The following is a 23,696-nucleotide window of genomic DNA, read 5'->3' as shown; positions in this document are numbered from 1 at the left end:
GAGGCGGAGTCCGGCAGGGGGAGCCGATGACCGACGCCGCGAACCCGCGCGCCCGCTACCGGCGGATCATGCGCTTCGCGGTGCGCTACCTCGTGCAGGAGTGGTGGTTCGAGCTCGTGCTGCCGCGCTTCGGCCTGGAGCGGCTCTCGGCGCGGAACCGCACGAAGCGGTTCGTGGGCATCGCCCGCAAGTTCCACGGCCTGGCCGTCGAGCTCGGCGGCCTCATGATCAAGGTCGGTCAGTTCCTCTCCTCACGGCTCGACGTGCTGCCGCCGGAGATCACCGACGAGCTCGCAGGCCTCCAGGACGAGGTGCCCGCGGCCGACTTCGCCGCGATCCGCCGCCTCGCCGAGGCCGAGCTCGGGATGCCGCTCGAGCGCGCGTACGCCGCCTTCGAGCCGGCGCCGCTCGCGGCCGCCTCGCTCGGGCAGGTGCACCGCGCCCGGCTCGCGCCGGAGGTGGCCGAGGATGCCGGGTTCGCCGAGATCGTCGTGAAGGTGCAGCGACCCGGCATCGAGGAGATCGTCGAGGTCGACCTCGCGGCGCTCCGGCGCATCGCCGGCTGGTTGCAGCGGGTGCGCATCGTCCGCGAGCACACGGATGCGCCGGCGCTCGTCGAGGAGTTCGCCCACACGAGCCTGCTCGAGATCGACTACCTGCACGAGGCGGGCAACGCCGTGCGCTTCGCGGAGGACTTCGCCGAGGATGCCCGGGTATCGGCGCCGGAGGTCGCGTGGGAGCGCACGACCCAGCGCGTGCTGACGCTCTCGGACGTCACGGCGATCAAGATCGACGACCGCACGGCCCTCGAATCGGCGGGCATCGCGCCGCCCGCCGTCGCGACCGAGCTCGCGCGCATCATGTTCGACCAGCTCTTCGACCACGGCTTCTTCCACGCCGACCCGCACCCCGGCAACATCTTCGTGACCCCGGTGCCGACAGCCGTCGCCGCGTCCGGGCCGGCGTCCCCCTCCGAGCCGGTCGAGGGTACGCCGGCCTGGAAGATCACCTTCGTCGACTTCGGCATGATGGGCGAGGTCCCCGAGGATCTCCGCGCGGGATTGCGCCGTCTCGTCATCGCCATCGCGGCGCGCGACGGCAAGGGGCTCGTCGCGGGCATCCAGGACATCGGTCTGCTGCTGCCCTCGGCCGACACCGCCGAGCTCGAACGCGCGATGACGGAGCTGTTCGCGCGCTTCGGCGGCATGGGCTTCGCCGAACTGCAGCGCGTCGACCAGCGCGAGTTCGTCGACTTCGCCGACGAGTTCGGCGAGGTCATGCGCACCCTGCCGTTCCAGCTGCCGGAGAAGTTCCTCCTCATCATCCGGGCGATCTCGGTGACCTCGGGCGTGTGCAGCTCGCTCGACCCGGAGTTCAACATCTGGAACGCCGTCGAGCCCTACGCCGACTCGCTGCTGCGCGACGAGCAGGGCGGCGCGGTGCGCGCGTTCGGCCGGGAGGCCCTCGCGACGCTCGGCATCGCGGCACGGCTCCCCCGCCGCATCGACGGGCTCCTCGCCGACCTCGAGCGGGGCCGCGTCCCGGTGCAGACGCCCGGCGCCGACCGGCACCTGCGCCGGGTCGAACGGATGCTCGCCCGCGTGATCTCGGCACTCCTGTTCGTCGGGCTCTTCGTCGGCGGGGCGGTGCTGCACGCGTCCGACGCCGTGTTCGGCACGGTGCTGCTGTGGGTGTCGGCGCTGCCGCTGCTGCATGCGCTCTTCGCCGGACTCGTCCGTCGACCGCCGGGCTGGTGAACCGGTCGTCGGCAGCCGGGAGTTCCGTACCGGGGTGAGACGATGAACGGATGACGCAGACCATCGTGCTCACCGGTGCCGGCTCGGGGATCGGGCGGGCGCTCGCTCGGCGGCTGGCCGATCGCGGCGACCGGCTCGTGCTCGTCGCCCGCGACGCCGGCCGGGCCGCGGACGCCGCCCAGGAGTTCCCCGGCGCGACGACCCTCGTCGCCGACCTCGCCCGGCCGGAGACGATCGAAGCCGCGCTGGCGGCCGCCGAGCTGCCCGCGACCGTCGACGCGATCGTGCACGCCGCCGGCGTCGTCGACCTCGGTCCAGTCGCCGCCCTGCCCCTGGCGGCCTGGACCTCGCAGCTCAACGTCAACCTGATCTCCCCCGCCGAGCTCACCCGGCACCTCCTGCCCGCCGTGCGGGCCGCGCGCGGCCAGGTGCTCTTCGTCAACTCGGGCGCCGGCGTCGCCGCGCACCCCGACTGGGCCGCCTACGGCGCCTCGAAGCACGGGCTCAAGGCGCTCGCCGACGCGCTGCGCGGCGAGGAGGCCCGCCACGGCGTGCGAGTCACGACCGTCTACCCGGGCCGCACGGCGACCCCGATGCAGGCGCGCGTGCACGAGCAGGAGGGGCGCGACTACGAACCGGATGCCTGGATCGACGCGGAATCCGTCGTCACCGGCATCCTCACCGCGCTCGATCTGCCGCGCGACGCGGTCATCACCGACCTCTCGATCAAGCCCGGACCCCGGTGACGGACATGACGAACCCCCTCCGCCTCGCCACGATCGGCACGAGCAGCATCACCGAGCGCTGGATCGCCGCGGCGCACGGCGTCGACGGGCTCGCCGTCACCACGGCGTACTCGCGCGACCGGGCACGGGCCGAGGCCTTCGCCGCGGCGAACGGCGTGCCGCGCTGGAGCGCCGACCTCGACGGGCTGCTCGGCTCCGACGAGATCGACGCGGTCTACCTCGCGACCCCGAACGGCCTCCACCTCGAGACGGCGCTCGCTGCCGTGCGCGCCGGCACGCACGTGCTCGTCGAGAAGCCCGCCGTGCCGACCGTCGTCGAGTGGGAGTTCCTCGTCGCCGAGGCCGCCGCGCACGGCGTCGTCGTGCTCGAGGCGATGCGCAACGTGCACGATCCCGGGATGGCCGCGATCCGCGGCCTGCTGCCGGAACTCGGCACCCTCCGGCTCGCGTCGTTCGCCGTGTGCCAGCGCTCCGCGCGCTACGACCTCGTGCTCGCGGGCGAGCGTGTCAACATCTTCGACCCCGAGCTCGCGGGCGGCGCGCTGCTCGACCTCGGGGTATACCCGATCGCGGCGATGATCGAGCTCTTCGGCGAGCCGTCGGCCGTGTCCGGTTCGGGCATCCAGGTCGCGAGCGGTGCCGATGGCGCCGGATCGGCCGTGCTCGGCTACGACGGCTTCGTCGGCACGGTCGCCTACTCGAAGATCACGGCGTCCGAGCGTCCGAACGAGATCCAGGGCGAAACGGGCACGCTGCTCGTCGACCGCATCGACCTGCCCCGCCGGTTGACGCTCCAACTCCACGACGGGTCGACGCGCACGGTCGAGGTTGACGGCGAGACGAACAACCTCGGGTACGAGACCTGGCGGTTCGTCGACCTCGTGCGGGGCGACGCGGATGCCGCGGCCGATCACGCGCGCACGCTCGCGACCCTCCGCGTCGTCGACGCGCTCCGCGGGGTGCACTGAGAGTTCGCCCTCCGACCCGGCGGGAAGCCTGTGCTTTCGCGTTCGCCCGGGGCATCCTTGACGGATGCAGCGACAGGTGGGCTCCCGAATCGTCCTCGACGTCACCGAGCCCGCGGACCTCGTGTTCGCGATCGCCGTCTCCCGTGCCTACGATCCGGATCGCGAGCTTCTGGAGATCACGCTCGATGGCGAGGCCGTCGAGATGCACGAGGTGGATGACGTCCACGGCGGCCGCCTGCACCGCGTCGCGGTCGGGGCCGGCCGGCTCGAAGCGGCATACTCGGCTGCGGTCGGTGGCGGGCGCGCCGCCGACGGCCCGGAAGTCGAATTGCTGCAGTATCTGCGGCCGAGCCGGTACGCCGAATCCGACGCGCTCGCGCCGACCGCGGCGGCCGAGTTCCGCGGTCTCGCGGGGTCGGCCGAGCTGCTCGCGGCGGTGTCGTCCTGGGTCGGCACCCGCCTGGCCTACGTGTCCGGTTCCTCGCAGCCGACCGACGGCGCCGAGCGCACCCTGCTCGCCCGGGCCGGCGTCTGCCGCGACTTCGCGCACCTCTGCGTCGCGCTCCTGCGCGCCTCGGGCGTGCCCGCCCGCCTCGTCGCCGTGTACGCGCCGGGCCTCGATCCCATGGATTTCCACGCCGTCGCCGAGGCCTGGGTCGACGGCGCCTGGCGGGTGGTCGACGCCACGACGCTCGCCCCCCGCAGTTCGCTCGTGCGCATCGCGACGGGCCGGGACGCCGCCGACACGGCGTTCCTCAACGTGGTCTCGGGGCGTGCCGACCTCGTCTCGGTCGAGGTGAACGCGATCGCCGACGGGCTGCCCGACGACGACGTGACGGAGCTCGTCTCGATCGGGTGAGTCCGCGAACCGGGCGCCACCGTCACCGGATCGGACTGCGGGTACCCGTGCGACCGTGGGGCGACGGTTCGCCACGGACCGGCTTCACGACGCGGATCCTCCGTCCGTGCTCCGGGGAGCCGCGGCGAAGTCCGTGCTCCGGCTGACGTCCGCCCAGGCGGCCGCTTCGTCGGCGCGGGCGCGATCGCCCGCGATCGCACGGTCGACCGCATCGGAGCCGAGCGGCAGTCGCAGCGGCAGCTCGGCGCGGTCGACGAGACCGGCGAGCACTGCCGCCGCGCGCGCCGGATCGCCGGGCTGGGTGCCGTCGTTGGCCCGGCGGTAATCGTTGAGGGCCCCAACGGTCGAGGCGTAGTCGGCGCCGGCGTCGAAGATGCGCATCGAACCGCCCTGCCAGTCGGTGCGGAACCCGCCCGGTTCGACGATGACGACACGCACGCCGAACGGCGCGGCCTCGGCCGCCAGCACCTCGGAGAACCCCTCGACGGCGAACTTCGCGGCCTGGTACGCGCCGAGGCCCGGCGTGCCCCCGATGCGGCCGCCGACGGAGGAGAACTGCAGGAACAGCCCGGAGCGCTGCGCCCGCATGATCGGCAGGGCGGCTCGGGTGACGTTGACCACGCCGTAGAAGTTCGTCTCGATCTGCCGGCGGAACACGTCGGCCGGCATCTCCTCGATGGCCGCCGTGTCGGCGTACCCGGCGTTGTTGACCACGACGTCGAGCCGGCCGAACCGGTCGAGCGCCCGGGCGACGGTCCGGTCCGCCGCCTCGGCGTCCGTGACGTCGAGTTCGGCGAGCAGGAGGCGATCCGGGCCGAACCGCGTCACGAGCGGGGCGAGCTCGCTCGTCGAGCGAGCGGTCGCGACGACGACGTCGCCGCGCTCGAGCACGGCGTCGACGATGGCACGGCCGAAGCCGCGTGAGCTGCCGGTGACGAGCCAGATCCGGGGCTGCGAGGTGGACTGTTCGGACATGTCGGTGCCTTCCCTTCGATGTCGCGGCACTGCAGCGCCGCGTCGGAGTCGATCTCGTGGACGATGCTCCTCGCCGGGAGCGGAAGGCGCGCCCGGGTCGCACCCTGGCCAGTGCCCCGGGGGTTGCCGGGGGCCCGGCCAGTCGGGTGCACCGGCGCAGGGAGCGAGCGGTTCCCGGGACGTTGGGGGAATGGATACCCAAGCCGATTCATTCGCCCCGGAGACGCGTCCGCGCTTCTCCCGCCTCGCGCACCTCGCGCTCAAGGCCGCCGGCATCATCGCCGCGCTCATCGTCCTGGTCGCCTGCCTGTCGGAGTTCGCCGTGCCGGCGCACGCCCAGGAGGTGCGGACCGCACCGGCCCACGCCGGTCCGCCGCCGACCGCGGTCGACATCGACTCCGGCCGCCTGCAGGGCGTCGCGACGTCGACGGGGGTCGAGTTCCGCGGAGTCCCGTACGCGGCCGCCCCCGTCGGCGACCTCCGCTGGGCGCCGCCGCAGCCGGTCGCCGCCTGGTCCGGCATCCGTGATGCGAGCGCCTACTCGCCGGTCTGCCCGCAGGCGCCGCCCAGCCCGAACGGCTCGAGCGAGGACTGCCTGTACCTGAACCTCACGGTGCCGGCGGCGGCCTCCGCCGGCCGGCTTCCCGTGATCGTCTGGATCCACGGCGGCGGCTTCGAACTCGGCGAGGGGGCCGACTACGAGGCGTCCGACCTGGCCGGCAAGGGCGCGATCGTCGTCACGATCAACTACCGCCTGGGTTTGCTGGGCTTCCTCGCGCACCCGGCGCTGGCCGCCTCGCCCGGCGCACCGACCGGCAACTTCGGGCTGATGGACCAGCAGGCGGCGCTCCAGTGGGTGCAGCGCAACATCGCCGCGTTCGGCGGGGATCCCGGCAACGTGACCATCGCGGGCCAGTCGGCGGGCGGACTCTCGGTCGCGATGCAGCTCGCTTCGCCCGGCGCGACGGGGCTCTTCCATCGGGCCATCATCGAAAGCGGCGCCTTCGCGCCCGAGCAGAAGTCGCTCGCCCAGGCCGAGGCCGAGGGCATCGCGTCCGCGACGGCGGTGGGCTGCGCCGATCAGACGGCCGAATGCCTGCGCGGGGTCCCGGTCGACGTGCTCGTGGCCGAACAGCCCGTCTCGATCACGCCGGGAGTGGTCGACGGCGCCGTGCTGCCCCGATCGATCGGCACGGCGATCGCCACAGGCCGCTTCGCCCGCGTCCCCATCCTCAACGGGGTGAACACCCAGGAGGAGCGCCTGTTCGTGGCGCTGCACGCGAGCGTCACGAAGGGCGCCACAGCCGGCCTGCCGGCCACCATCGACGCCGGGAACTACGTCGACACGATCGCCTCCAACTTCGGCGTGAGCCAGCGCACGGCGAAGCTCATCGCGGCGACCTACCCGCTGCGTTCTTTCGCATCGCCCGCCCACGCGTTCACGACGCTCAACTCGGACGCGAACTTCTCGTGCCCGGCGATCGCCCTCAACGCCGCCGCCGCGACATGGGTGCCGACGTTCGCCTACGAGTTCAACGACGCCGAAGCGCCGCAGCTGTACATCCCCGACGTGCTGGGCCCGCCGCTCGCCGCGACGCACCAGTCGGAGCTCGCCTACCTGTTCGACCAGCCGAACGCGCCCATCCCGGGCTCGCTCTCGCCGTCGCAGGAGCAGCTCGCGAACGCGATGCAGACGGCCTGGGTCGCCTTCGCGGCCTCCGGATCGCCGTCGACCGACGCGACGCCCTGGCCGAAGTTCGACCTCCTCCATCGCCGGGTGCTCTCGCTCGACGATCCGACCCCTGCGGTCGAGACCGGCTTCGCCCAGGACCACCGCTGCGGCTTCTGGGCCGGAGTCGCCCTGCTCGGCTCCCGCTGAGCCGGCGGCCGCGTCGCGGCCCGTGGTCCCGGGGCGTCCCCGGGGCCCCGGGCCGCCCCTCCCGGGGCCGGTCCCCGGGGATTGCACCGGCGCATCGGAACGCGCGTCGGCGAGATCGTCGAATCACCCCGCCGCAACCGCGGACGGGTCACGGGTCAGCCGGCCGTCCGGTCACAGCTGACGAGAACGAAGGAATCACCTCATGACCATCCAGGACACCGCCGCCGGACCCGCAGTGCGCACCGGCCGAGTCGCCGTCGAGGGCGACGCCATCGTCTACGACGTCCGCGGCACCGGGGAGCCGATCATCCTGCTGCCCGGCACGCCCGGCGATGCGAGCGCGTACGCGCTCATCGCGGACCCGCTCGCCGCGGACCGCACCGTCATCACCTACGACCCGCGCGGCTTCGGCCGCAGCACGGGACGCGAGCCCCGCCGATACGAGATCGGCCAGCAGGCGCGCGACGTCGTCGCCGTGCTGCAGGACGCCGGGATCGACCGCGCGCTCGTGTTCGGCAACAGCGCGGGCGCCGAGGTCGGACTCGAGCTCGCGAAAAACCACCCCGAGGTCGTCGCGGGACTCGTCGCGCACGAGCCGCCCGTGATCCGGGTGCTGGGCGACGCCCACGACTTCGAGGCGCGCATCGCGGAGATCTACCGCACCGCGTGGGTCGAGGGACCGAAGCCGGCGATGCTCGACTTCCTGCTGCTGACGCAGCTGCCCTTCAACGCCGGCAAGCCGTTCACGCAGGCCGAGGTCGACGCCATCCGGCCGAACGCCGCGGGTCTGCCGGGCTTCGATTTCGCCGACTTCTACGTGAAGTACCAGATGCTGCCGCTCACGAGCTACGCGCCCGACCTCGCCGCGATCGGCGACCAGGGCGTGCCGGTCGTGCTCGGTGCCGGCGAACAGAGCCTCGACCTGCCGTTCGGCCGTACGTCGCTGCGGATCGCCGAAATCCTCGGCCGGCCGTTCGTGACCTTCCCCGGCCACCACGGCTCGCACACCGACCCCGCCACGGCCGACGCCTGGCTCGCGACCCTCCGCCGCGCGCTCGCCGCACTCTGACGCTCCATCGCATCTCGACACGAAGAAAGCAGGAACGACATGTCCCAGATCATCACGGGCCCCGCCGCGGGCCGCACCGGCGATCCGTTCGCCGACCTCCTTCACGTCGACGCCGGCGAACTGAACGTCGCCTACGTCGACGCCGGTCCGGCCGACGGCACGGCCGTGCTGCTGCTGCACGGCTGGCCCTACGACATCCGCAGCTTCGGCGAGGTCGTTCCCCGGCTCGTCGACGCGGGCTACCGGGTGCTCGTCCCGTACCTCCGCGGCCACGGCGGCACCGTCTTCCGCGAGGAGGACGCGCTGCGCAACGGCCAGCAGGCCGTGGTCGCCGCCGACGCGGTCGCCTTCCTCGACGCCATCGGAGTCGACCGTGCGATCGTCGCGGGCTTCGACTGGGGCGCGCGCACCGCCGACATCGTCGCGGTGCTGCATCCTGAACGGACCATCGGGCTGGTCTCCGTCAGCGGCTACCTCATCGGCAGCCAGGCGGCCGGCGCCGCACCGCTGCCGCCCGCCGCCGAGTACCAGTGGTGGTACCAGTTCTATTTCGCGACCGAGCGGGGCCGGGTCGGCTACGACCGGTATCGCAACGACTTCGCCAAGCTCATCTGGCGTCTCGCGTCGCCCCGGTGGGCCTTCGACGATGCGACGTTCGAGGCGAGCACGGCGGCGTTCGACAACCCCGACCACGTCGCGGTCGTCATCCACAACTACCGCTGGCGGCTCGGTCTCGCCGACGGCGACCCGCGCTTCGACGAGGTCGAGGCGCGCCTGGCGGCGGGTCCCGTTGTCTCCGTCCCGGCGATCACGCTCGAGGGCGACGCGAACGGTGCACCGCATCCGGATGCCTCCGCGTACGCGGCGAAGTTCTCGGGCCGCTACGAGCACCGGCTCATCGCCGGCGGGGTCGGGCACAATCTGCCGCAGGAGGCGCCGGGCGCCTTCGCGCAGGCGATCATCGACGTCGACGGGATGGGGCGATGAACGCCCCGGCGCCGCTCGCCGCCACGGCCCACCGTGCGGCGTTCCGGCTGGGAGATCCCGCTTCGGTCCTCCTCGGCTGGACGATCACCCGGTTGCGCACCGTGCCCGCCACCGGCTCGGGACTCGGCGCTACCGGGCGCTCGCCGCGCCTCCTCGATCCGACGCGGCCACGGAGCACGTTCATCACGACGTCGGCGGACGCCGGCGACGCCGAAGCAGCGGGAGTCCGCTCATGAGCGCCGCGCAACCGCTCGTCGTGCTCGTGCACGGCGCCTTCGCCGAATCGGCATCCTGGAACGGCGTGCTCGAGCATCTCGACGGGCTCGGCATCGACGCGGTCGCCGTCGCCAATCCGCTCCGCAGCCTCGCGGGCGACGCCGCGTACGTGCGCGACGTGGTGGCGGCCTCCAGCAGGAAGGTCGTGCTCGTCGGCCACTCGTACGGCGGGATGGTCATCTCGGAGGCGGGCGCCGGCGACGATCGCGTCGTCGGGCTCGTCTACGTCGCCGCCTTCGTGCCGGAGCACGGTCAGAGCGCCCTCGAACTCTCGAACAGCGAGCCGGGCAGCACGTTGGGCGACGCCCTCGTGTCGTACCCCGTCGCCTCCGGCGGGAACGAGTTCGCGATCCGGCTCGAGGCGTTCCACGGCCAGTTCGCGGCGGACGTCCCGGCGGCGACCGCCCGCTCGATGGCGCTCACGCAGCGCCCGGTCACGGAGGCCGCGCTCACGGCGGGCCTGCAGGCCGAGGAACCGGCATGGCGCCGTGCGCCGTCGTGGTTCGTCTTCGGCGATGCCGATCGCAACATCCCCGTGGCGGTGCACCGCGCCGGCGCGGAGCGGGCCTCGTCTCGGGGCACTTGGGAGCTCTCCGGTGCCTCGCATGCGCTCGGGGTCTCGCAGCCGGCCGCCGTCGCCGCGGCCATCGCGCAGGCGGTCGCGGAGGTCTCGACGACGGCTCGACCGGCGGTTCCGGGGGTGAGGGCGATATGAACGGGACGCGTACCGCGCACGTGCCGCGCGCTCCGCTCCGGGATCGCCGTGCGGTGGCCGAGGTCGAGCGGGAGGCGCAGGGCGCCGAGAACGCCGGGTCGATCTCGATCACCGAGATCGAGGCGATCGAGCACCTCACGACGGCGCAGTTCGATCTGATGGTCGCCCGCGCGTTCGCGCCCGGGCCGGTCGGACGGTTGGAGACGCGGTCGTTCGGCGACCGGCTCCTCGCCGCGCTCGAGCGCCTGGCGACGGGGATGCTGCTGCCGGGCAGTGCCTCGCTCGCCCTCGCGGCGGGGGCGCCGCTCGGCCCGATGTACCCGTTCATGTGGGGGTACGGGCAGTGGCACGACCCGCGCGACTGAGACGCGGACGGAAACGGCGGGTGCGACGGGGGTGCGCACCCGCCGTTCGCGTCCCCGCCGACGGTGGTCAGCGGCGGGAAGCGGGCGGCGCGACCGAGCCGCGTTCGACGAGCCGCACCCCGAGGGTGACGGGCACGCGGGGGCCCTCGCCGCGCTCGATCTCGTCGAGGATGATGCGACTCGCCTCGGCGACCTTGGCCGGCATGTCCTGCGCGATGGTCGTGAGAGCCGGGGTCGTGTAACCCGAGACGTCCAGGTCGTCGAAGCCGATCACGGAGAGGTCGCCGGGCACGGAACCGCCCGCGTCGGCGATGCCCGCCATGAGCCCGACGGCGAGGATGTCGGCGGTCGCGAAGACCGCCGTGACGTCGGGGTGGTCGTCTCGGAGGCGCTGTCCGAGCTCGCGCCCGTCCTGGAACGTCGTGAGGGCCTCCTCGACGACGAGGTGCTCGGCCGGGATGCCGGCGGCGACGCACGCCGACCGGAAGCCGTCCCAGCGCTGCGCGACGACGCCGCTCGCCCGTCGCGCGGGGCCGGCGAAGAGCAGGCGGCGATGCCCGGCCTCGGCGAGCCGCGCCCCGGCGAGCCAGCCGCCGCGGTGGTCGTCGGTGCGCACGCCGACGGTGCGCGGGTTGGCGGAGTAGGAGTCGATGGCGACGAGCGGCACCTCGTCGATGCGGATCCGGTCGATCTTCGCGTCGTCGAACTCGACGAGGATCGCGCCGTCGAGCGACCAGCCGCGCACGGCCTGGGCGATCTCGTCCTCGTGCTCGATGCCGCGCAGCAGCACGTGGTAGCCGTGCTTGCGCAGGTGCCGTTCGATGCCGCCGATGACGGCGACGGTGTGGGGGCTCACGAGCAGGTCGTCGTCGGGGCCGACGGGCACGAGCGCGGCGATGACGTGGGAGCGGGTCGCGGCGAGGCTGCGGGCGGCGATGTTCGGCACGTAGCCGAGCCGGTCGGCGATGCCGCGCACGCGCTCGATGGTCTTCGCCGAGACCCGCGCCGACTTGCCGTTCATGACGTTGGAGACGGTCATGACGCTCACGCCGGCTTCGTCGGCGATGTCCCGCAGCGTGACGGTCATGGGCTCCCCTCCTGGCACGGCGAGCCCGGGATCGCGCGATTCGGGCCGTTCCGGCGCTTCGGCGAGTGTACCGATAAATCCCCTGGCAGTGCTGCTTGACAACGGCATTGGACCTCGCATATCTTCGGCGCGGTTGGTGTATCGCTAAACCAACCCGGGGCGAAGGAGGCCCGAACGGATGATCGACGAGGATCTGCAGACCGCGGGGCGCCCCGACGCCCCGGCCGCCCCGGCCGCCCCGGCCGACGACTGGTGGCGCGACGCCGTGATCTACCAGATCTACCCCCGCAGCTTCGCCGACGGCGACGGCGACGGCACCGGCGACCTCGCCGGGGTGCGGGCCAAGCTGCCCTACCTCGCGGAGCTCGGCGTCGACGCCGTCTGGTTCACCCCCTGGTACGTCTCCCCCCTCGCCGACGGGGGCTACGACGTCGCCGACTACCGCGCGATCGACCCGGTCTTCGGTTCGCTCGCCGAGGCCGAGGCGCTCATCGCCGAGGCGCGCGAGCACGGCATCCGCACGATCGTCGACGTCGTCCCCAACCACGTCAGCGACGCGCACCCGTGGTTCCAGGCCGCCCTCGCCGCCCGCCCCGGCTCCCCCGAGCGCGAGCGCTTCTGGTTCCGCGACGGCCGCGGCGCGAACGGCGAACTGCCGCCGACCGACTGGGTGTCGAGCTTCGCCGGCGGCACCTGGACCCGCACCGAGGATCCCGACGGCACCCCCGGGCAGTGGTACCTGCACCTCTTCGCGGCCGCCCAGCCCGACCTCAACTGGGACCACCCCGACGTGCGCCGCGAGCACGAGGACATCCTGCGCTTCTGGTTCGACCGCGGCGTCGCGGGCATCCGCATCGACTCGGCCTCCTTCCTCGTGAAGGATGCCTCGCTCCCGCAACTCCCGACGGGCGTCATCGCCCCGGGCGCGCACCCCCACCAGGACCGCGACGAGCTCCACGACGTCTACCGCGCCTGGCGCGCGATCGCCGACTCCTACGACGAACCGCGCGTGCTCGTCGGCGAGGTCTGGCTCGAGGATGCGAAGCGCTTCGCCGACTACCTCCGTCCGGACGAGATGCACAGCGCCTTCAACTTCGACTTCATGACGCGGCAATGGGATGCGCGCGAGCTCCGCGAATCCGCCGAGCGCACGCTGCGCGAGCACGAGCCCGTGGGGGCACCCGCGACCTGGGTGCTCTCCAACCACGACGTCACCCGGCCCGTCAGCCGTTACGGCCGCGCCGACTCCGGCTTCGCGTTCGACCGCAAGCGCTTCGGCACGCCGACCGACGTGGAGCTCGGCACCCGCCGCGCCCGCGCGGCCGCCCTGCTCACCGCGGCGATGCCCGGTGCGCTCTACGTCTACCAGGGCGACGAGCTCGGACTGCCCGAGGTCGACCTGCCCGTCGACGTGCTGCAGGACCCGATGCACTTCCGCTCCGAGGGCGTCGACCCCGGGCGCGACGGCTGCCGCGTGCCGCTGCCCTGGTCGGGCACGGCGGCGCCCTACGGCTTCGGCACCGCCGACGGCGCCCGGACCTGGCTGCCTCAGCCGGGCGACTGGGCCGCGCTCACGGTCGAGGCGCAGTCCGCCGATCCCGACTCGATGCTCGCCCTCTACCGGGCGGCCATCGCGCTGCGTCGCGAACGGCACGACCTCCGCGGCGCCGAGCTCGAGTGGCTCGACCTCGGCGACGACGTGCTCGCGTTCCGTCGCGGCGAGCACACGGTCTGCATCGTCAACTTCGGGGCGACGGCGCTGCCGCTGCCGCCCTTCCGCGAGGTGCTGCTCGCCAGCATCCCGCTCGACGGCTCGGCGCTGCCCGCCGATGCCGCCGTCTGGCTCGACGTCTGAGCCCGGCGCCCCGCTCCACCGCACCTCCGCACCGCACCACCACTCCAACGCTGCACAGCATTCGAAAGGAACTCGGACAATGACGTTCAAGATCACCCGGGCCGCCGCCGCCGGCGTCGCCCTCGTCTCCGCGGGAGCGCTCCTCGCGGGCTGCTCCGCCACGGGCGCCGACGACGCGTCGGACGGCACCGCCACCGTCACGGTCGCGATCGACGCCGGCCTCGAGCCGGAGGCGCGCGAGAACTTCGACGCCCGCGTCGAGGCCTTCGAGCAGGCCAACGAGGGCATCACGATCGAGGCCCAGGAGTACACCTGGACCGGCACGACGTTCGCCGCCGACCTCGCGGGCGGCACCCTGCCCGACGTCTTCACGATCCCCTTCACCGACGGCCGCGGCCTCATCGCGGGCGGGCAGCTCGCCGACATCAGCGCGCTCGTCGCCGAGCTGCCCTACGCCGACGAGTTCAACCCGAACGTCGCCCAGGCCGGCCAGGCCGCGGACGGCTCGCAGTGGGCCATCCCGATCGCCGCGTACGGCCAGGGCCTGCACTACAACCGCACGCTCTTCGAGGCGGCGGGGCTCGACCCCGACAACCCGCCGACCACGTGGGAGGAGGTGCGCGAGGCCGCCGATGCAATCAGCGAGGCCACCGGCGAGGCCGGGTACGCGACGATGACCTCCTCCAACACGGGCGGCTGGATCCTCACGACCCTCGTCGACGCCTTCGGCGGCCGTACCGAGTCCGACGACGCGAGCGCCCCCGAGGTCGACTCCGCCGAGGTGGCCGAGGTGCTCGAGTACCTCCACGCGATGCGCTGGGACGACGACTCGATGGGCTCGAACTTCCTCTACGACTGGTCGACCATCAACCAGGACTTCGCGGCCGGCCGCATCGGCATGTACGTCTCGGGCGGCGGCAACTACGGCAACCTCATCACCCAGAACGCGCTGAACCCCGACGACTACGGCCTGACGACGCTGCCCCTCACGGGCGACGACCCCGGCCTCCTCGGCGGCGGCACGCTCGCCGCGGTGAGCCCCAAGGCGAGCGAGGCCGAGCAGGCCGCGGCCGTGAAGTGGATCGACTACTACTACATGGCCAAGATCGCCGACGAGGACGAGGCCGTCGCGACCGCGAAGCTCGCCGCCTCGCTCGACCAGCCGGTCGGCGCTCCCGAGCTGCCCGTCTTCGGTGCCGACCAGTACGCCGAGTACCAGGGCTGGATCTCCCCGTACGTGAACGTGCCCGTCGACCAGATGGCGCCGTACACCGACGCGATCTTCGACCAGCCGCTCGTCGCCGAGCCGCGCGTCGCGACCCAGGAGGTCTACGCCCTCCTCGACAGCGTCGTGCAGGCCGTGCTCACCGATCAGAACGCCGACATCCCGGCGCTCCTGGCCGGCGTCCAGGCCCAGGCCGAAGCGCTCTACGCGCGCTGATCCCGCGCCGGTGCCCCGCCTCCCGCGAGGAGGCGGGGCTCCGAACACCCCGCGTTCCGAGAACGAGCAGACTGGCACGGACATGATCGACACCCCACCGACGACCAGGACGTCGTCGCCGCCGGCCGAGACGGCCCGCCCGGCCGGCGCACGGGCATCCGGCGATCGGATGACCCGACGCCGCGGACCCCGCGCCTGGTTCCGCGGCGACGGACCGCACACCCTCGTCTTCCTGCTGCCGTTGCTGCTCTGCTTCGGCCTGTTCTCGTGGCGGCCGATCCTCGACTCGGCGGTCATGGCGTTCCAGCAGACGAACCTCGTCACCGTGCCGACGTGGGTCGGCTGGGACAACTTCGAACGGGTGCTCGCCGACCCGCTGCTCGGCACCGCCGTGCTGAACACCCTGTGGTTCGCGGCGCTCGCGATCGTGCTCGGCTACCCCGTGCCGCTCGTGGTCGCCGTGCTCATGAGCGAGGTGCGCCGCGGCAAGGGCCTCTTCAGCGCGCTCGCCTACCTGCCGGTCGTCGTGCCGCCGGTCGTCGCCGCGCTGCTCTGGAAGTTCTTCTACGACGCCTCCCCGACGGGCGTCTTCAACACGATCATCGGCTGGGTCGGCATCCCGCCGCAGCCGTGGTTGCAGGACCAGGCGACGGCGATGCCCTCGCTCGTGCTCTTCGCGACGTGGTCCGCCGCGGGCGGCACCGTCATCATCTACCTCGCGGCCCTCATCGCCGTGCCGCCGGAGCTCTACGACGCCGCGGAGGTCGACGGCGCGGGCGTCTGGCGCAAGGTCTGGCACGTCACGATGCCGCAGTTGCGCGGCGTGCTGCTCATCACCTTCATCCTGCAGATCATCGGCACGGCGCAGGTGTTCCTCGAGCCCTTCCTCTTCACCGCGGGCGGACCGGCGAACTCGACGACGACGATCCTGCTGCTCATCTACAAGTACGCCTTCCAGAACTCCCTCGGCGGCGACTACGGGGCGGCGACGGCGCTCAGCCTCATGCTCGCGGTCGTGCTCGCGGTCTTCTCGGCGGTGTACTTCCGAATCACCCGAAGCTGGAGCGACTCGTGAGCGTCGAACTGCTGCGCCGGCGCGTTCGCCGGCCCAAGCCCGCGGCGGATGCCCCCGACCGCGGCATCCTCTCGGTAGCCGACCGCCGCCGACGCGGCGTGCGCATCACGACCCGGGCCTCGCACACCGTGCTGCTCGTCTCCCTCATCGTCGTCGGGCTCGGGCCGATCCTCTGGCTCGCGAAGTCGGCGGTCACCCCGACGCAGGACACGCTGCGGCAACCCCTCGCGCTCTGGCCGAACGGCATCGACCTCGAGAACCTCGTGACGGCCTGGACCCGCGTCGAGATCGACCGCTACTTCGCCAACACGGTGCTGCTCGCCCTCGGCGTGTGGGCGGTGCAGGTGCTCGTCGCGACGACGGCGGGCTACGCGCTCTCGGTGCTGCGGCCGAAGTACGGCAAGGCGATCGTGGGCCTCGTGCTCGCGACGCTCTTCGTGCCGTCGATCGTGCTGCTCGTGCCGCTCTACCTGACGATCGTCGACCCGCCGCTCGTCGGCCAGTCGCTCATCAACTCGTTCTGGGCGGTGTGGTTGCCGGCGGGTGCGAACGCGTTCAACGTGCTGCTCGTCATGCGCTTCTTCGACGGGCTGCCGCGCGAGGTCTTCGAGGCCGCCCGTATGGACGGCGCCGGCCCGTACCGCCTGTTCTGGTCGATCGTCGTGCCGATGTCGCGGCCCGTGATCGGCGTCGTGTCGGTGTTCGCGATCATCGGAGCCTGGAAGGACTTCCTCTGGCCGATGCTCGTGCTGAAGGACCCGGCCGTGCAGCCCCTGTCGGTGCGCCTGCCGCAGTTGCAGCAGTTCATCGAACTCGACGTGTTCCTCGCGGCGCTCGCGATCTCGACGGTCATCCCGGTGGTGCTGTTCCTCGTCTTCCAGCGCCTGTTCCTGAACGGCGCCGGGCTGGGCGGCGCGGTCAAGGGCTGAGGGCGCCGGGACGCCGGATGCGAGATCCGGGGGCGGTCCGAAAGTGTCGGATGCGCGTCCCGGTTCGATCTTCTGCTCGACGTCGCTCCGGAGGAAGGTTGTTTCCGATCCGATCCGGATCTTCGGAGAGCCGCGAGAGACGGCTCGAACCGCAAGGAGCGTCCCGCATGAAGCCCACCATCGTCCTCGTCCACGGCGCGTTCGCCGACGCTGCGAGCTGGGGCCCCGTGACCCGAGTCCTCCTCGACGAGGGCTACGACGTGCTCGTCCCTCCGGTGTTCAACCGGTCGCTGTCGGGCGATGCGGAGTACCTCCGTCGGTTCGTGGAGCAGTTGGACCGCCCCGTCATCCTCGCCGGCCACTCGTACGGCGGTGCCGTCATCACCGTCGCCGGCGTCGCCGAGAACGTGGTCGGTCTGGTCTACGTCTCCGGCTATGCCCTCGACGAAGGCGAGAGCCTCGGGCAGTTGCAGGGCGGCTTCCCCGACTCGGACCTCGCCGCGAACCTCGTATACACGCCGTACACGCTTCCGGACGGCACCGACGGCACCGACGTCTCCGTGCAGATCGATGCCTTCCCTGCGGTGTTCGCCGCGGGCGTCGACCCCAAGACCGCCGAGGTGCTCGCCGTCTCGCAGCGCCCGCTGTCGGCGATCGCGTTCGGCGAGACCGCATCCGTCGCCGCATGGAAGACGAAGCCTGCTTGGGGCATCGTCTCCGTCGCCGACCACACCATCAACCCCGACGTGGAGCGGTTCGGCTACCAGCGCGCCGGCCTGCGCACGGTCGTCGAACTCGACGCACCCCACCTCGTCATGCAGACCCACCCCGCCGAGGTCGCCAAAGTCATCACCGACGCGATCGCCGAACTCGGCTGAACGACGACAGACGCACGCAGAACAACGGAAGGCAAGAACATGACATACGTGACGACGGATGACGGCGCGGAGATCTTCTTCAAGGACTGGGGCCCCACCGACGCCCAACCGATCGTGTTCCACCACGGCTGGCCGCTGTCGGCGGACGACTGGGACGCGCAGATGCTCTACTTCCTGGGCCAGGGGTACCGGGTCGTCGCCAGCGACCGGCGCGGCCACGGGCGCTCGTCGCAGATCGGCACCGGTCACGACATGGACCACTACGCGAGCGACGTCTCTGCCGTGGTCGAGCACCTCGACCTGCGCGACGCGATCCACATCGGCCACTCCACCGGCGGCGGCCAGGTCGCCCGCTACGTCGCCCGCTTCGGCGAACCGCAGGGGCGTGTGGCGAAGGCCGTGCTCGTCGCCGCCGTGCCGCCGTTGATGGTCAAGACCGACGCCAACCCCGAGGGGACCGACATCTCGGTGTTCGACGGCTTCCGCAGTGCGCTGGCCGCCAACCGCGCCGAGTTCTTCCAGGCGGTCGCGGCCGGCCCGTTCTACGGCTTCAACCGGCCGGGCGTGGAGGTCTCCGAGCCGGTCGTGGCGAACTGGTGGCGCCAGGGGATGATGGGCAGCGCGCTCGCCCACTACGAGGGGATCAAAGCGTTCTCCGAGACCGATCAGACCGCCGACCTGCAGGCGATCACCGTCCCCGTCCTGGTCCTCCAGGGCGACGACGACCAGGTCGTGCCCTATCAGGACGCGTCGCTCAAGCAGGCGGAACTGTTGAGCAACTCCACCCTCAAGATCTACGAGGGGTACCCCCACGGGATGCTGACGACCCACGCGGACGTCATCAACCCCGACATCCTCGCGTTCATCCGGCAGTAGCCCATTCTCGCGGCGCACCTCGACGACTTCGCGAGGTGCGCCGCGTTGCGGTCGCTTGTCGTTCCGCACATACTTGCCACATGGAAAGTGAGCGTGAGCCCACCGTCGCGGAAGCCGCGGAACTGCTGGGGCGGCACAACGAGATACGGTCACGAGCGGCGCGGCAGCGCGAATCCCGCGGGTCCGCGTGGCTGCAGGTCGTGGGCAGCGTCCTCCTGAGCGTCTACGTCGGCATCCTCCTCGTCATGTTCACCGGCTTCGACCCGCACGAGTCCGGCGGCGGACCCTCGCAGTACGTGCACCTGCTCCTCCTGCCGGTCCTCCTCTTCTGCGGCCTCGTGCAGGGCGCACGCGACCGGTTCCGTGTGCGAACCCGGCCCGGGGTCGGTCAGGTGATCATCGGCGCCGCTCCCCTCGCCGCGTTCATGGTCCTCACTGCGCTGAGCATCGCCGGGGTCGCGTATCCGTGGTGGCTGAACGCCCTCATCCCGCTCGTCCTGTTCGCGGCCACCGCCTCGCCCGCCCTGCGCCGACTGCGCGACCCGCAACCGTCCGCTGCGGACGACCGGTGGTCGACGCAGCCGCTTCCGCCGGTGACGCGCTGGACGACCGTCGCGATCGGCGCCGCCTTCGGCATCGGCTCCGCCGTCAGCACCTGGACGTGGGCCCCGCTCGTCTGGATGGCGATGTGGATCGCGCTGCTGATCGCGGCGATCGTCGGGTGGCGGATGCCCTGGGGGCTCCCCCGCACCGGCTTCCTCTGGGGGCCGGCGCATTGGATGCTCTACGGCGCGGCGACGGTCGTCCTGTTCGCGCTCGCCGCCGTGCTGAGCACCGTCGACACGGCGTCGATCGCGGTCCCGTTCGGCGCGGCTTCCCTCGCGTTCGCGCTCCTCGTGCTCAGTTCCGTCATCCCGCTCCGGACCGGTCGGTGATCGATGCCGCATCCTCGTCACCGATTGGACGACGCGTTCCAGACGCCCGTCCGCTTCTCCCTCATGGCGGCCCTCGACACACGGGCCGAGCTGGACTTCCGCACGCTCCGCGACCTCATCGAGACCGACGACCCGGCGCTCAGCAAGGCGATCTCGTACCTCGAGAACCTCCGTTACGTGAAGGTCACCAAGGGCTATGCGGGCAACCGTCCTCGCACGTGGGTCGTCGCCACGTCGAGGGGCATCGACGCCTTCCGACGCCACTTCGCGGCCCTGCAGGAGATCGCCCGGGGGCGAAGCGAACCCGTCGACTGAACGGTCGCCTGCCGGTGCGGCCCGCCCTACAGGGGTGAATACCCGAAGTACGACGCTGCGTGGGTTGCGCTGTGGCGCGCTTCGCCGGAGGATCTCGCTTCGCCGGTGGAGCCCCCTTCGCCGGTGGAGCTCCCTTCGCCGGAGGAGGATGGCGCGCCCAGCATCGACCGGGTGAGCTGCTGCCGTGCGCTGAGCAACCGCTCGAGCTCCGCACCGAGGTCGGCGTCGGTCGGTGCCTCCTTCCGACGACCGGCTCGAAGCACGCTCCGACGCATGAGTTCCTTCGCGAACGAGCCGGTGACGTCTTCGGCCCTCCGGGCTGCCTCGTCGAGCGCCGCATCCGTGAACGGCAGGTCGCGGGCGTACAGACGGAACAAGCGTTCCCGCTCGCCGAGCGAGGGAAGGGGGATCTCCACGGCGAGATCGACCCGCCCGGGCCGCTCCGCGAGCGCCCGTTCCAGCACATCGACCCGGTTGGTCGTCATGACGAACGCCACGTCCGCGTCGCCGTCCAGCCCGTCGAGGGCGTCGAGCACTTCGAACAGCAGCGGCTGCGGTGTGGCGTGCCGTTCCATGGCGACGAGGTCGATGTCCTCGAGGACGACGATGGCCGGCTGGAACGTGCGCGCGATCTCCGCCGCAGCCGAGATGAAGCGGATGCTGGAGCCGGTGAGCACGATCGCAGTGGTGTCGGGCGTCGCGCTGAGCAGATGCCGCACGGTCAGCGTCTTCCCGGTGCCGGGCGGACCGTAGAGGAGCACGCCGCGCTTGAGGTGCTGGCCGGCAGCGCGGAGTTCCTCGCGGTACGCGCCGATCTCGACGACGTGTTCGACCGTCTCCTCGAGCACTCCCTCGGGCAGCACGATGTCGCCGCGGGCGACGGCTGGTCGACGCAGGAAGGTCGCGCCCGCGTCACGGCCGTACTCGGTCGCCTCGAAGGAGAGCACCTTGCCGCGCAGCACGCTGTGCGCGACCATCGCAGATCTGAGCGCTTCGAGGAACTCCGCCGCCGTCGACGGATCCTCGGTCATGATCTCGACCATCGCGCTGGATCGCCCGTACTGCGGCGCGGACGCTCGTTGCGCCAACGCGAGCGGTCTGCCCTTGAAGGAGAGCAACCGGATGCCCAGGGACACCACCCGCCGGCCGGTATCCGGACCCGTCGCGCGTTCGGCGTAGTCGACCGGACCCGGCGCGTATCGGACGTGCGGGTTGCTGACCCACTCCGCGAAGCCCATGTGGTGGCGCTGCTCGCCGCCGCCGACCCCGAGCAGGCGGCCGTCGGCACCCGCGTCGAGGGCATCGAGCGCGAGGTCGAGGTCGACGAGCCGGTGGTCTGCGATCGGCTCGGTCACCACGGAGACCGTCGTCGCGTCGATGCCGAGGTGCTGACCGATGACTTCCCCGAGCGGGGTCAGTTTCGGCACGATCTCGCCTTCGACGACCTCGTTCACCCGCTTCAGGTACTGCCCGACGGCACGCATGAATTCACGGTCGTCCTCGTCCATCTGCTTCCCTCCGCGCTCCGATACCTGCCCACACCGTAGCGATCGGACCGACGTCGGTGGGCATGCTGCTCAGGGGGACCGCAGGCGATGACGGACGCGCCTCGACGGCGGCGGCGGGGCAAGCCCGTACCGAGCGCGACAGCGCCCCGGTGACGGGTCGTTCACCTGCGGAGCGGTGCGCGTCTGCAAAGCGGCGCGCGCTTGCGGAGCGGCGCGCGCCGCATCCTGTTCGGAGCGCCGCCGATCAGAGCTGGATGCGGAAGCGCCCGGCGCCGACGATCGCCGCGAGCCCGAACGCGATCGCCGTGACGACGGGCGCCGCGACGATGAGCAGCGGGATCGGGTTCACGAGGAACTTCGTGCCCTCCGGGCTGCCGACGTACGCGCCGAGCGGCACCGAGAAACCGCCTCCGCCTCCGCCGCTGCCTTCGCCGTGACCGGCCGGGACGGACGTGCCCTCCTGGGTGTCGCCGGACCCTTCACCGCCCCCGAACCCGAAGGCGACCCAGGCCACGGGCACGAAGTCCTGGCCGTTCAACGTGGTCTTCTCGCCGTACGCGACCTTCGCGCCCCAACCGGGCGCCGCCTCCGCCAGCGTCTCGCTCAGCTTCCCCATGGCTCGACGCTACGCGCGTCGCGGCGCGAAGATAAGCCCCAGTTCGAGGAAACCTCGATGAATTCGGGCCGCGGGCGGGGGTTTCGGGGGCGGTCCGCGTCGTCGCGACCGGGCGGAGCGTGCCCCTCGTCGCGCGCTGAATTGCCGCAGATCGAAAGAACGCACGATCTTCCAGGCGGATGCCCGTGAAACATCTCCCATGCAGGCAAGGCCGGTCCCTACGCTGACCCTCGTCCGACCGCCGCCCCCTGCGGCGAACCCGAGCGCGGCATCCCCGGCACGGCCCTGTTCCCCGGCGCCCTCGCGGGCGCATGCTTGGAGCAGCGCGGACATGCAGTGCTGCACTCGACGACGAGAAGGAGAACGACATGGCGCGGATCGGCGTGGTGGCCGAATACGCCGGCGAGGCGAGGGTCGCGGCGACACCGACCACGGTGAAGCAGTTGCTCGGCCTCGGCTACGAGGTGCTGGTGGAGACGGGAGCGGGTGCGCAGGCATCCTTCGCCGACGACGCCTACGCCGCGGCGGGCGCGACGATCGGTTCCACGGTCGAGGCGTTCGGCAGCGACGTGGTGCTGAAGGTGAACCCGCCGACCGACACCGAGATCGCCCTGCTCGAGCCCGGCAGCATCCTCATCGGCCTCTTGAGCCCGGCGTTCAAGCCCGAACTCGTCGCGGCGCTCGCCGCGCGCGGCGTCACCGCACTCGCGATGGACGCCGTGCCGCGCATCTCGCGGGCGCAGTCGATGGACGTGCTGAGCTCGATGTCGAACATCGCCGGCTACCGCGCGGTCGTCGAGGCCGCCAACGAGTTCGGCTGGTTCTTCACCGGGCAGGTCACGGCCGCCGGCAAGGTGCCGCCCGCGAAGGTGCTCGTCGCCGGAGCCGGCGTCGCGGGCCTCGCGGCGATCGGCGCGGCCTCGAGCCTCGGCGCCATCGTGCGCGCGACCGACCCGCGCCCCGAGGTCGCCGACCAGGTCAAGTCGATCGGCGGCACGTACCTCAAGGTCGAGGTCGAGGTCGAAGCCTCGACCGACGGCTACGCGAAGGCGACGAGCGAGGCGTACGACCGCCGCGCGGCGGAGATCTACTCCGAGCAGGCCGCCGACGTCGACATCGTCATCACGACGGCGCTGATCCCCGGCCGCCCGGCGCCGAAGCTGCTCACCGCGGCCGACGTCGCGAGCATGAGGCCCGGCAGCGTCATCGTCGACATGGCCGCCATCCAGGGCGGCAACGTCGAGGGCACGGTCGCGGGCGAACGCGTCGTGACGCCGAACGGCGTCGTCATCCTCGGCTACACCGACCTCGCCGCCCGCCTGCCCGCCCAGGCTTCGCAGCTCTACGGCACCAACCTCGTCAACCTGCTGAAGCTCCTCACTCCCGGCAAGGACGGCGAGGTCGCCCTCGACTTCGACGACGTCGTGCAGCGGGCCGTCACCGTCGCGCGCGACGGCGAGGTCACCTGGCCGCCGCCGCCCGTGCAGGTCTCCGCGGTGCCCGCCGCGGCCCCCGCGGCCGCGGCGGGGCGGAGGAGCACACGCCCGAACTCCAGCCGGCTAGGAAACGCCGAGGCCGGCGACGG

Annotated in this window: 22 protein-coding genes; 18 read left to right on the top strand and 4 right to left on the bottom strand. The window is 72.1% G+C overall.

The features are described from left to right. Positions 1-26 precede the first annotated feature (26 nt). The 4 genes from GB864_RS02435 to GB864_RS02420 all read left to right on the top strand — a co-directional run bounded on the left by GB864_RS02435 (position 27) and on the right by GB864_RS02420 (position 4,330). On the top strand, positions 27-1,757 hold the full coding sequence (locus GB864_RS02435; protein ID WP_160422761.1) for an ABC1 kinase family protein: 1,731 nt from the start codon (positions 27-29) through the stop codon (positions 1,755-1,757). A gap of 50 nt (positions 1,758-1,807) precedes the next feature. Further along, positions 1,808-2,503, top strand: coding sequence for an SDR family oxidoreductase (locus GB864_RS02430; RefSeq protein ID WP_160422760.1), 696 nt, complete (start codon positions 1,808-1,810; stop codon positions 2,501-2,503). Between the two features lie 5 nt (positions 2,504-2,508). Next, positions 2,509-3,471, top strand: a complete 963-nt coding sequence (locus GB864_RS02425) for a Gfo/Idh/MocA family protein (protein WP_160422759.1) — start codon at positions 2,509-2,511, stop codon at positions 3,469-3,471. Positions 3,472-3,535: 64 nt separating this feature from the next. Continuing rightward, complete coding sequence (locus GB864_RS02420; RefSeq protein WP_160422758.1) at positions 3,536-4,330, top strand: transglutaminase-like domain-containing protein; 795 nt, start codon at positions 3,536-3,538, stop codon at positions 4,328-4,330. A gap of 84 nt (positions 4,331-4,414) precedes the next feature. Here GB864_RS02420 and GB864_RS02415 read toward each other — a convergent pair whose 3' ends face one another. Next, positions 4,415-5,305, bottom strand: a complete 891-nt coding sequence (locus GB864_RS02415) for an SDR family NAD(P)-dependent oxidoreductase (RefSeq protein WP_160422757.1) — start codon at positions 5,303-5,305, stop codon at positions 4,415-4,417. 190 nt (positions 5,306-5,495) lie between these two features. Between GB864_RS02415 and GB864_RS02410 the strand changes: the two genes are divergently transcribed. The 5 genes from GB864_RS02410 to GB864_RS02390 all read left to right on the top strand — a co-directional run bounded on the left by GB864_RS02410 (position 5,496) and on the right by GB864_RS02390 (position 10,596). Further along, entirely contained in the window at positions 5,496-7,184 is a 1,689-nt protein-coding gene (locus tag GB864_RS02410; protein ID WP_160422756.1) for a carboxylesterase/lipase family protein, read from the top strand. Between the two features lie 202 nt (positions 7,185-7,386). After that, positions 7,387-8,253 (top strand): alpha/beta fold hydrolase, encoded by an 867-nt coding sequence (locus tag GB864_RS02405; RefSeq protein WP_160422755.1) that lies wholly within the window; start codon positions 7,387-7,389, stop codon positions 8,251-8,253. A 39-nt stretch (positions 8,254-8,292) separates the two neighbouring features. Further along, positions 8,293-9,240 (top strand): alpha/beta fold hydrolase, encoded by a 948-nt coding sequence (locus GB864_RS02400; protein ID WP_160422754.1) that lies wholly within the window; start codon positions 8,293-8,295, stop codon positions 9,238-9,240. 232 nt (positions 9,241-9,472) lie between these two features. Beyond that, complete coding sequence (locus tag GB864_RS02395; protein ID WP_160422753.1) at positions 9,473-10,231, top strand: alpha/beta fold hydrolase; 759 nt, start codon at positions 9,473-9,475, stop codon at positions 10,229-10,231. Further along, on the top strand, positions 10,228-10,596 hold the full coding sequence (locus GB864_RS02390) for a hypothetical protein (RefSeq protein ID WP_160422752.1): 369 nt from the start codon (positions 10,228-10,230) through the stop codon (positions 10,594-10,596). Before GB864_RS02395 ends, GB864_RS02390 begins: the two co-directional genes overlap by 4 nt. Before the next feature lie 67 nt (positions 10,597-10,663). Here GB864_RS02390 and GB864_RS02385 read toward each other — a convergent pair whose 3' ends face one another. Continuing rightward, positions 10,664-11,683 (bottom strand): LacI family DNA-binding transcriptional regulator, encoded by a 1,020-nt coding sequence (locus tag GB864_RS02385; RefSeq protein ID WP_160422751.1) that lies wholly within the window; start codon positions 11,681-11,683, stop codon positions 10,664-10,666. Between the two features lie 178 nt (positions 11,684-11,861). Between GB864_RS02385 and GB864_RS02380 the strand changes: the two genes are divergently transcribed. The 8 genes from GB864_RS02380 (at position 11,862) to GB864_RS02345 (ending at position 19,987) form a co-directional block, all read left to right on the top strand. Further along, positions 11,862-13,538 carry a glycoside hydrolase family 13 protein gene (locus tag GB864_RS02380; protein WP_160422750.1) on the top strand — a complete coding sequence of 559 codons (1,677 nt, stop codon included), beginning with the start codon at positions 11,862-11,864 and terminating at the stop codon, positions 13,536-13,538. 79 nt (positions 13,539-13,617) lie between these two features. Beyond that, a complete protein-coding gene (locus tag GB864_RS02375) occupies positions 13,618-14,979 on the top strand; it encodes an ABC transporter substrate-binding protein (RefSeq protein WP_160422749.1) in 1,362 nt (453 codons plus the stop codon). An 82-nt stretch (positions 14,980-15,061) separates the two neighbouring features. Further along, complete coding sequence (locus tag GB864_RS02370; RefSeq protein ID WP_202106934.1) at positions 15,062-16,054, top strand: carbohydrate ABC transporter permease; 993 nt, start codon at positions 15,062-15,064, stop codon at positions 16,052-16,054. Then, the gene (locus tag GB864_RS02365) at positions 16,051-16,983 is read left to right on the top strand and encodes a carbohydrate ABC transporter permease (RefSeq protein WP_336603841.1); all 933 of its coding nucleotides are present in this window, start codon (positions 16,051-16,053) and stop codon (positions 16,981-16,983) included. The genes GB864_RS02370 and GB864_RS02365 overlap by 4 nt, the downstream gene beginning before the upstream one ends. A 167-nt stretch (positions 16,984-17,150) precedes the next feature. Next, positions 17,151-17,861, top strand: coding sequence for an alpha/beta fold hydrolase (locus tag GB864_RS02360; RefSeq protein ID WP_160422748.1), 711 nt, complete (start codon positions 17,151-17,153; stop codon positions 17,859-17,861). A 39-nt stretch (positions 17,862-17,900) separates the two neighbouring features. After that, a complete protein-coding gene (locus GB864_RS02355; RefSeq protein WP_160422747.1) occupies positions 17,901-18,737 on the top strand; it encodes an alpha/beta fold hydrolase in 837 nt (278 codons plus the stop codon). 80 nt (positions 18,738-18,817) lie between these two features. Next, positions 18,818-19,672 carry a hypothetical protein gene (locus tag GB864_RS02350; RefSeq protein ID WP_160422746.1) on the top strand — a complete coding sequence of 285 codons (855 nt, stop codon included), beginning with the start codon at positions 18,818-18,820 and terminating at the stop codon, positions 19,670-19,672. A 24-nt stretch (positions 19,673-19,696) separates the two neighbouring features. Continuing rightward, positions 19,697-19,987, top strand: a complete 291-nt coding sequence (locus tag GB864_RS02345; protein WP_236778832.1) for a transcriptional regulator — start codon at positions 19,697-19,699, stop codon at positions 19,985-19,987. A gap of 26 nt (positions 19,988-20,013) precedes the next feature. On the opposite strand, the gene GB864_RS02340 is transcribed toward GB864_RS02345, so the two are convergent. After that, entirely contained in the window at positions 20,014-21,471 is a 1,458-nt protein-coding gene (locus GB864_RS02340; protein WP_236778831.1) for an AAA family ATPase, read from the bottom strand. Positions 21,472-21,739: 268 nt separating this feature from the next. Further along, positions 21,740-22,111, bottom strand: coding sequence for a hypothetical protein (locus GB864_RS02335; RefSeq protein WP_160422743.1), 372 nt, complete (start codon positions 22,109-22,111; stop codon positions 21,740-21,742). A gap of 368 nt (positions 22,112-22,479) precedes the next feature. Here GB864_RS02335 and GB864_RS02330 point away from each other — a divergent pair. Continuing rightward, positions 22,480-23,696, top strand: a 1,217-nt coding sequence (locus GB864_RS02330) for a Re/Si-specific NAD(P)(+) transhydrogenase subunit alpha (protein WP_160422742.1), incomplete at its 3' end; no start/stop codon positions are given.

The sequence above is a fragment of the Agromyces seonyuensis genome (assembly GCF_009789225.1).
Lineage (GTDB): Bacteria > Actinomycetota > Actinomycetes > Actinomycetales > Microbacteriaceae > Agromyces > Agromyces seonyuensis.
The sequence above is the reverse complement of the archived record's forward strand: the minus strand, read 5'-3'. Positions and strand labels throughout refer to the sequence as shown.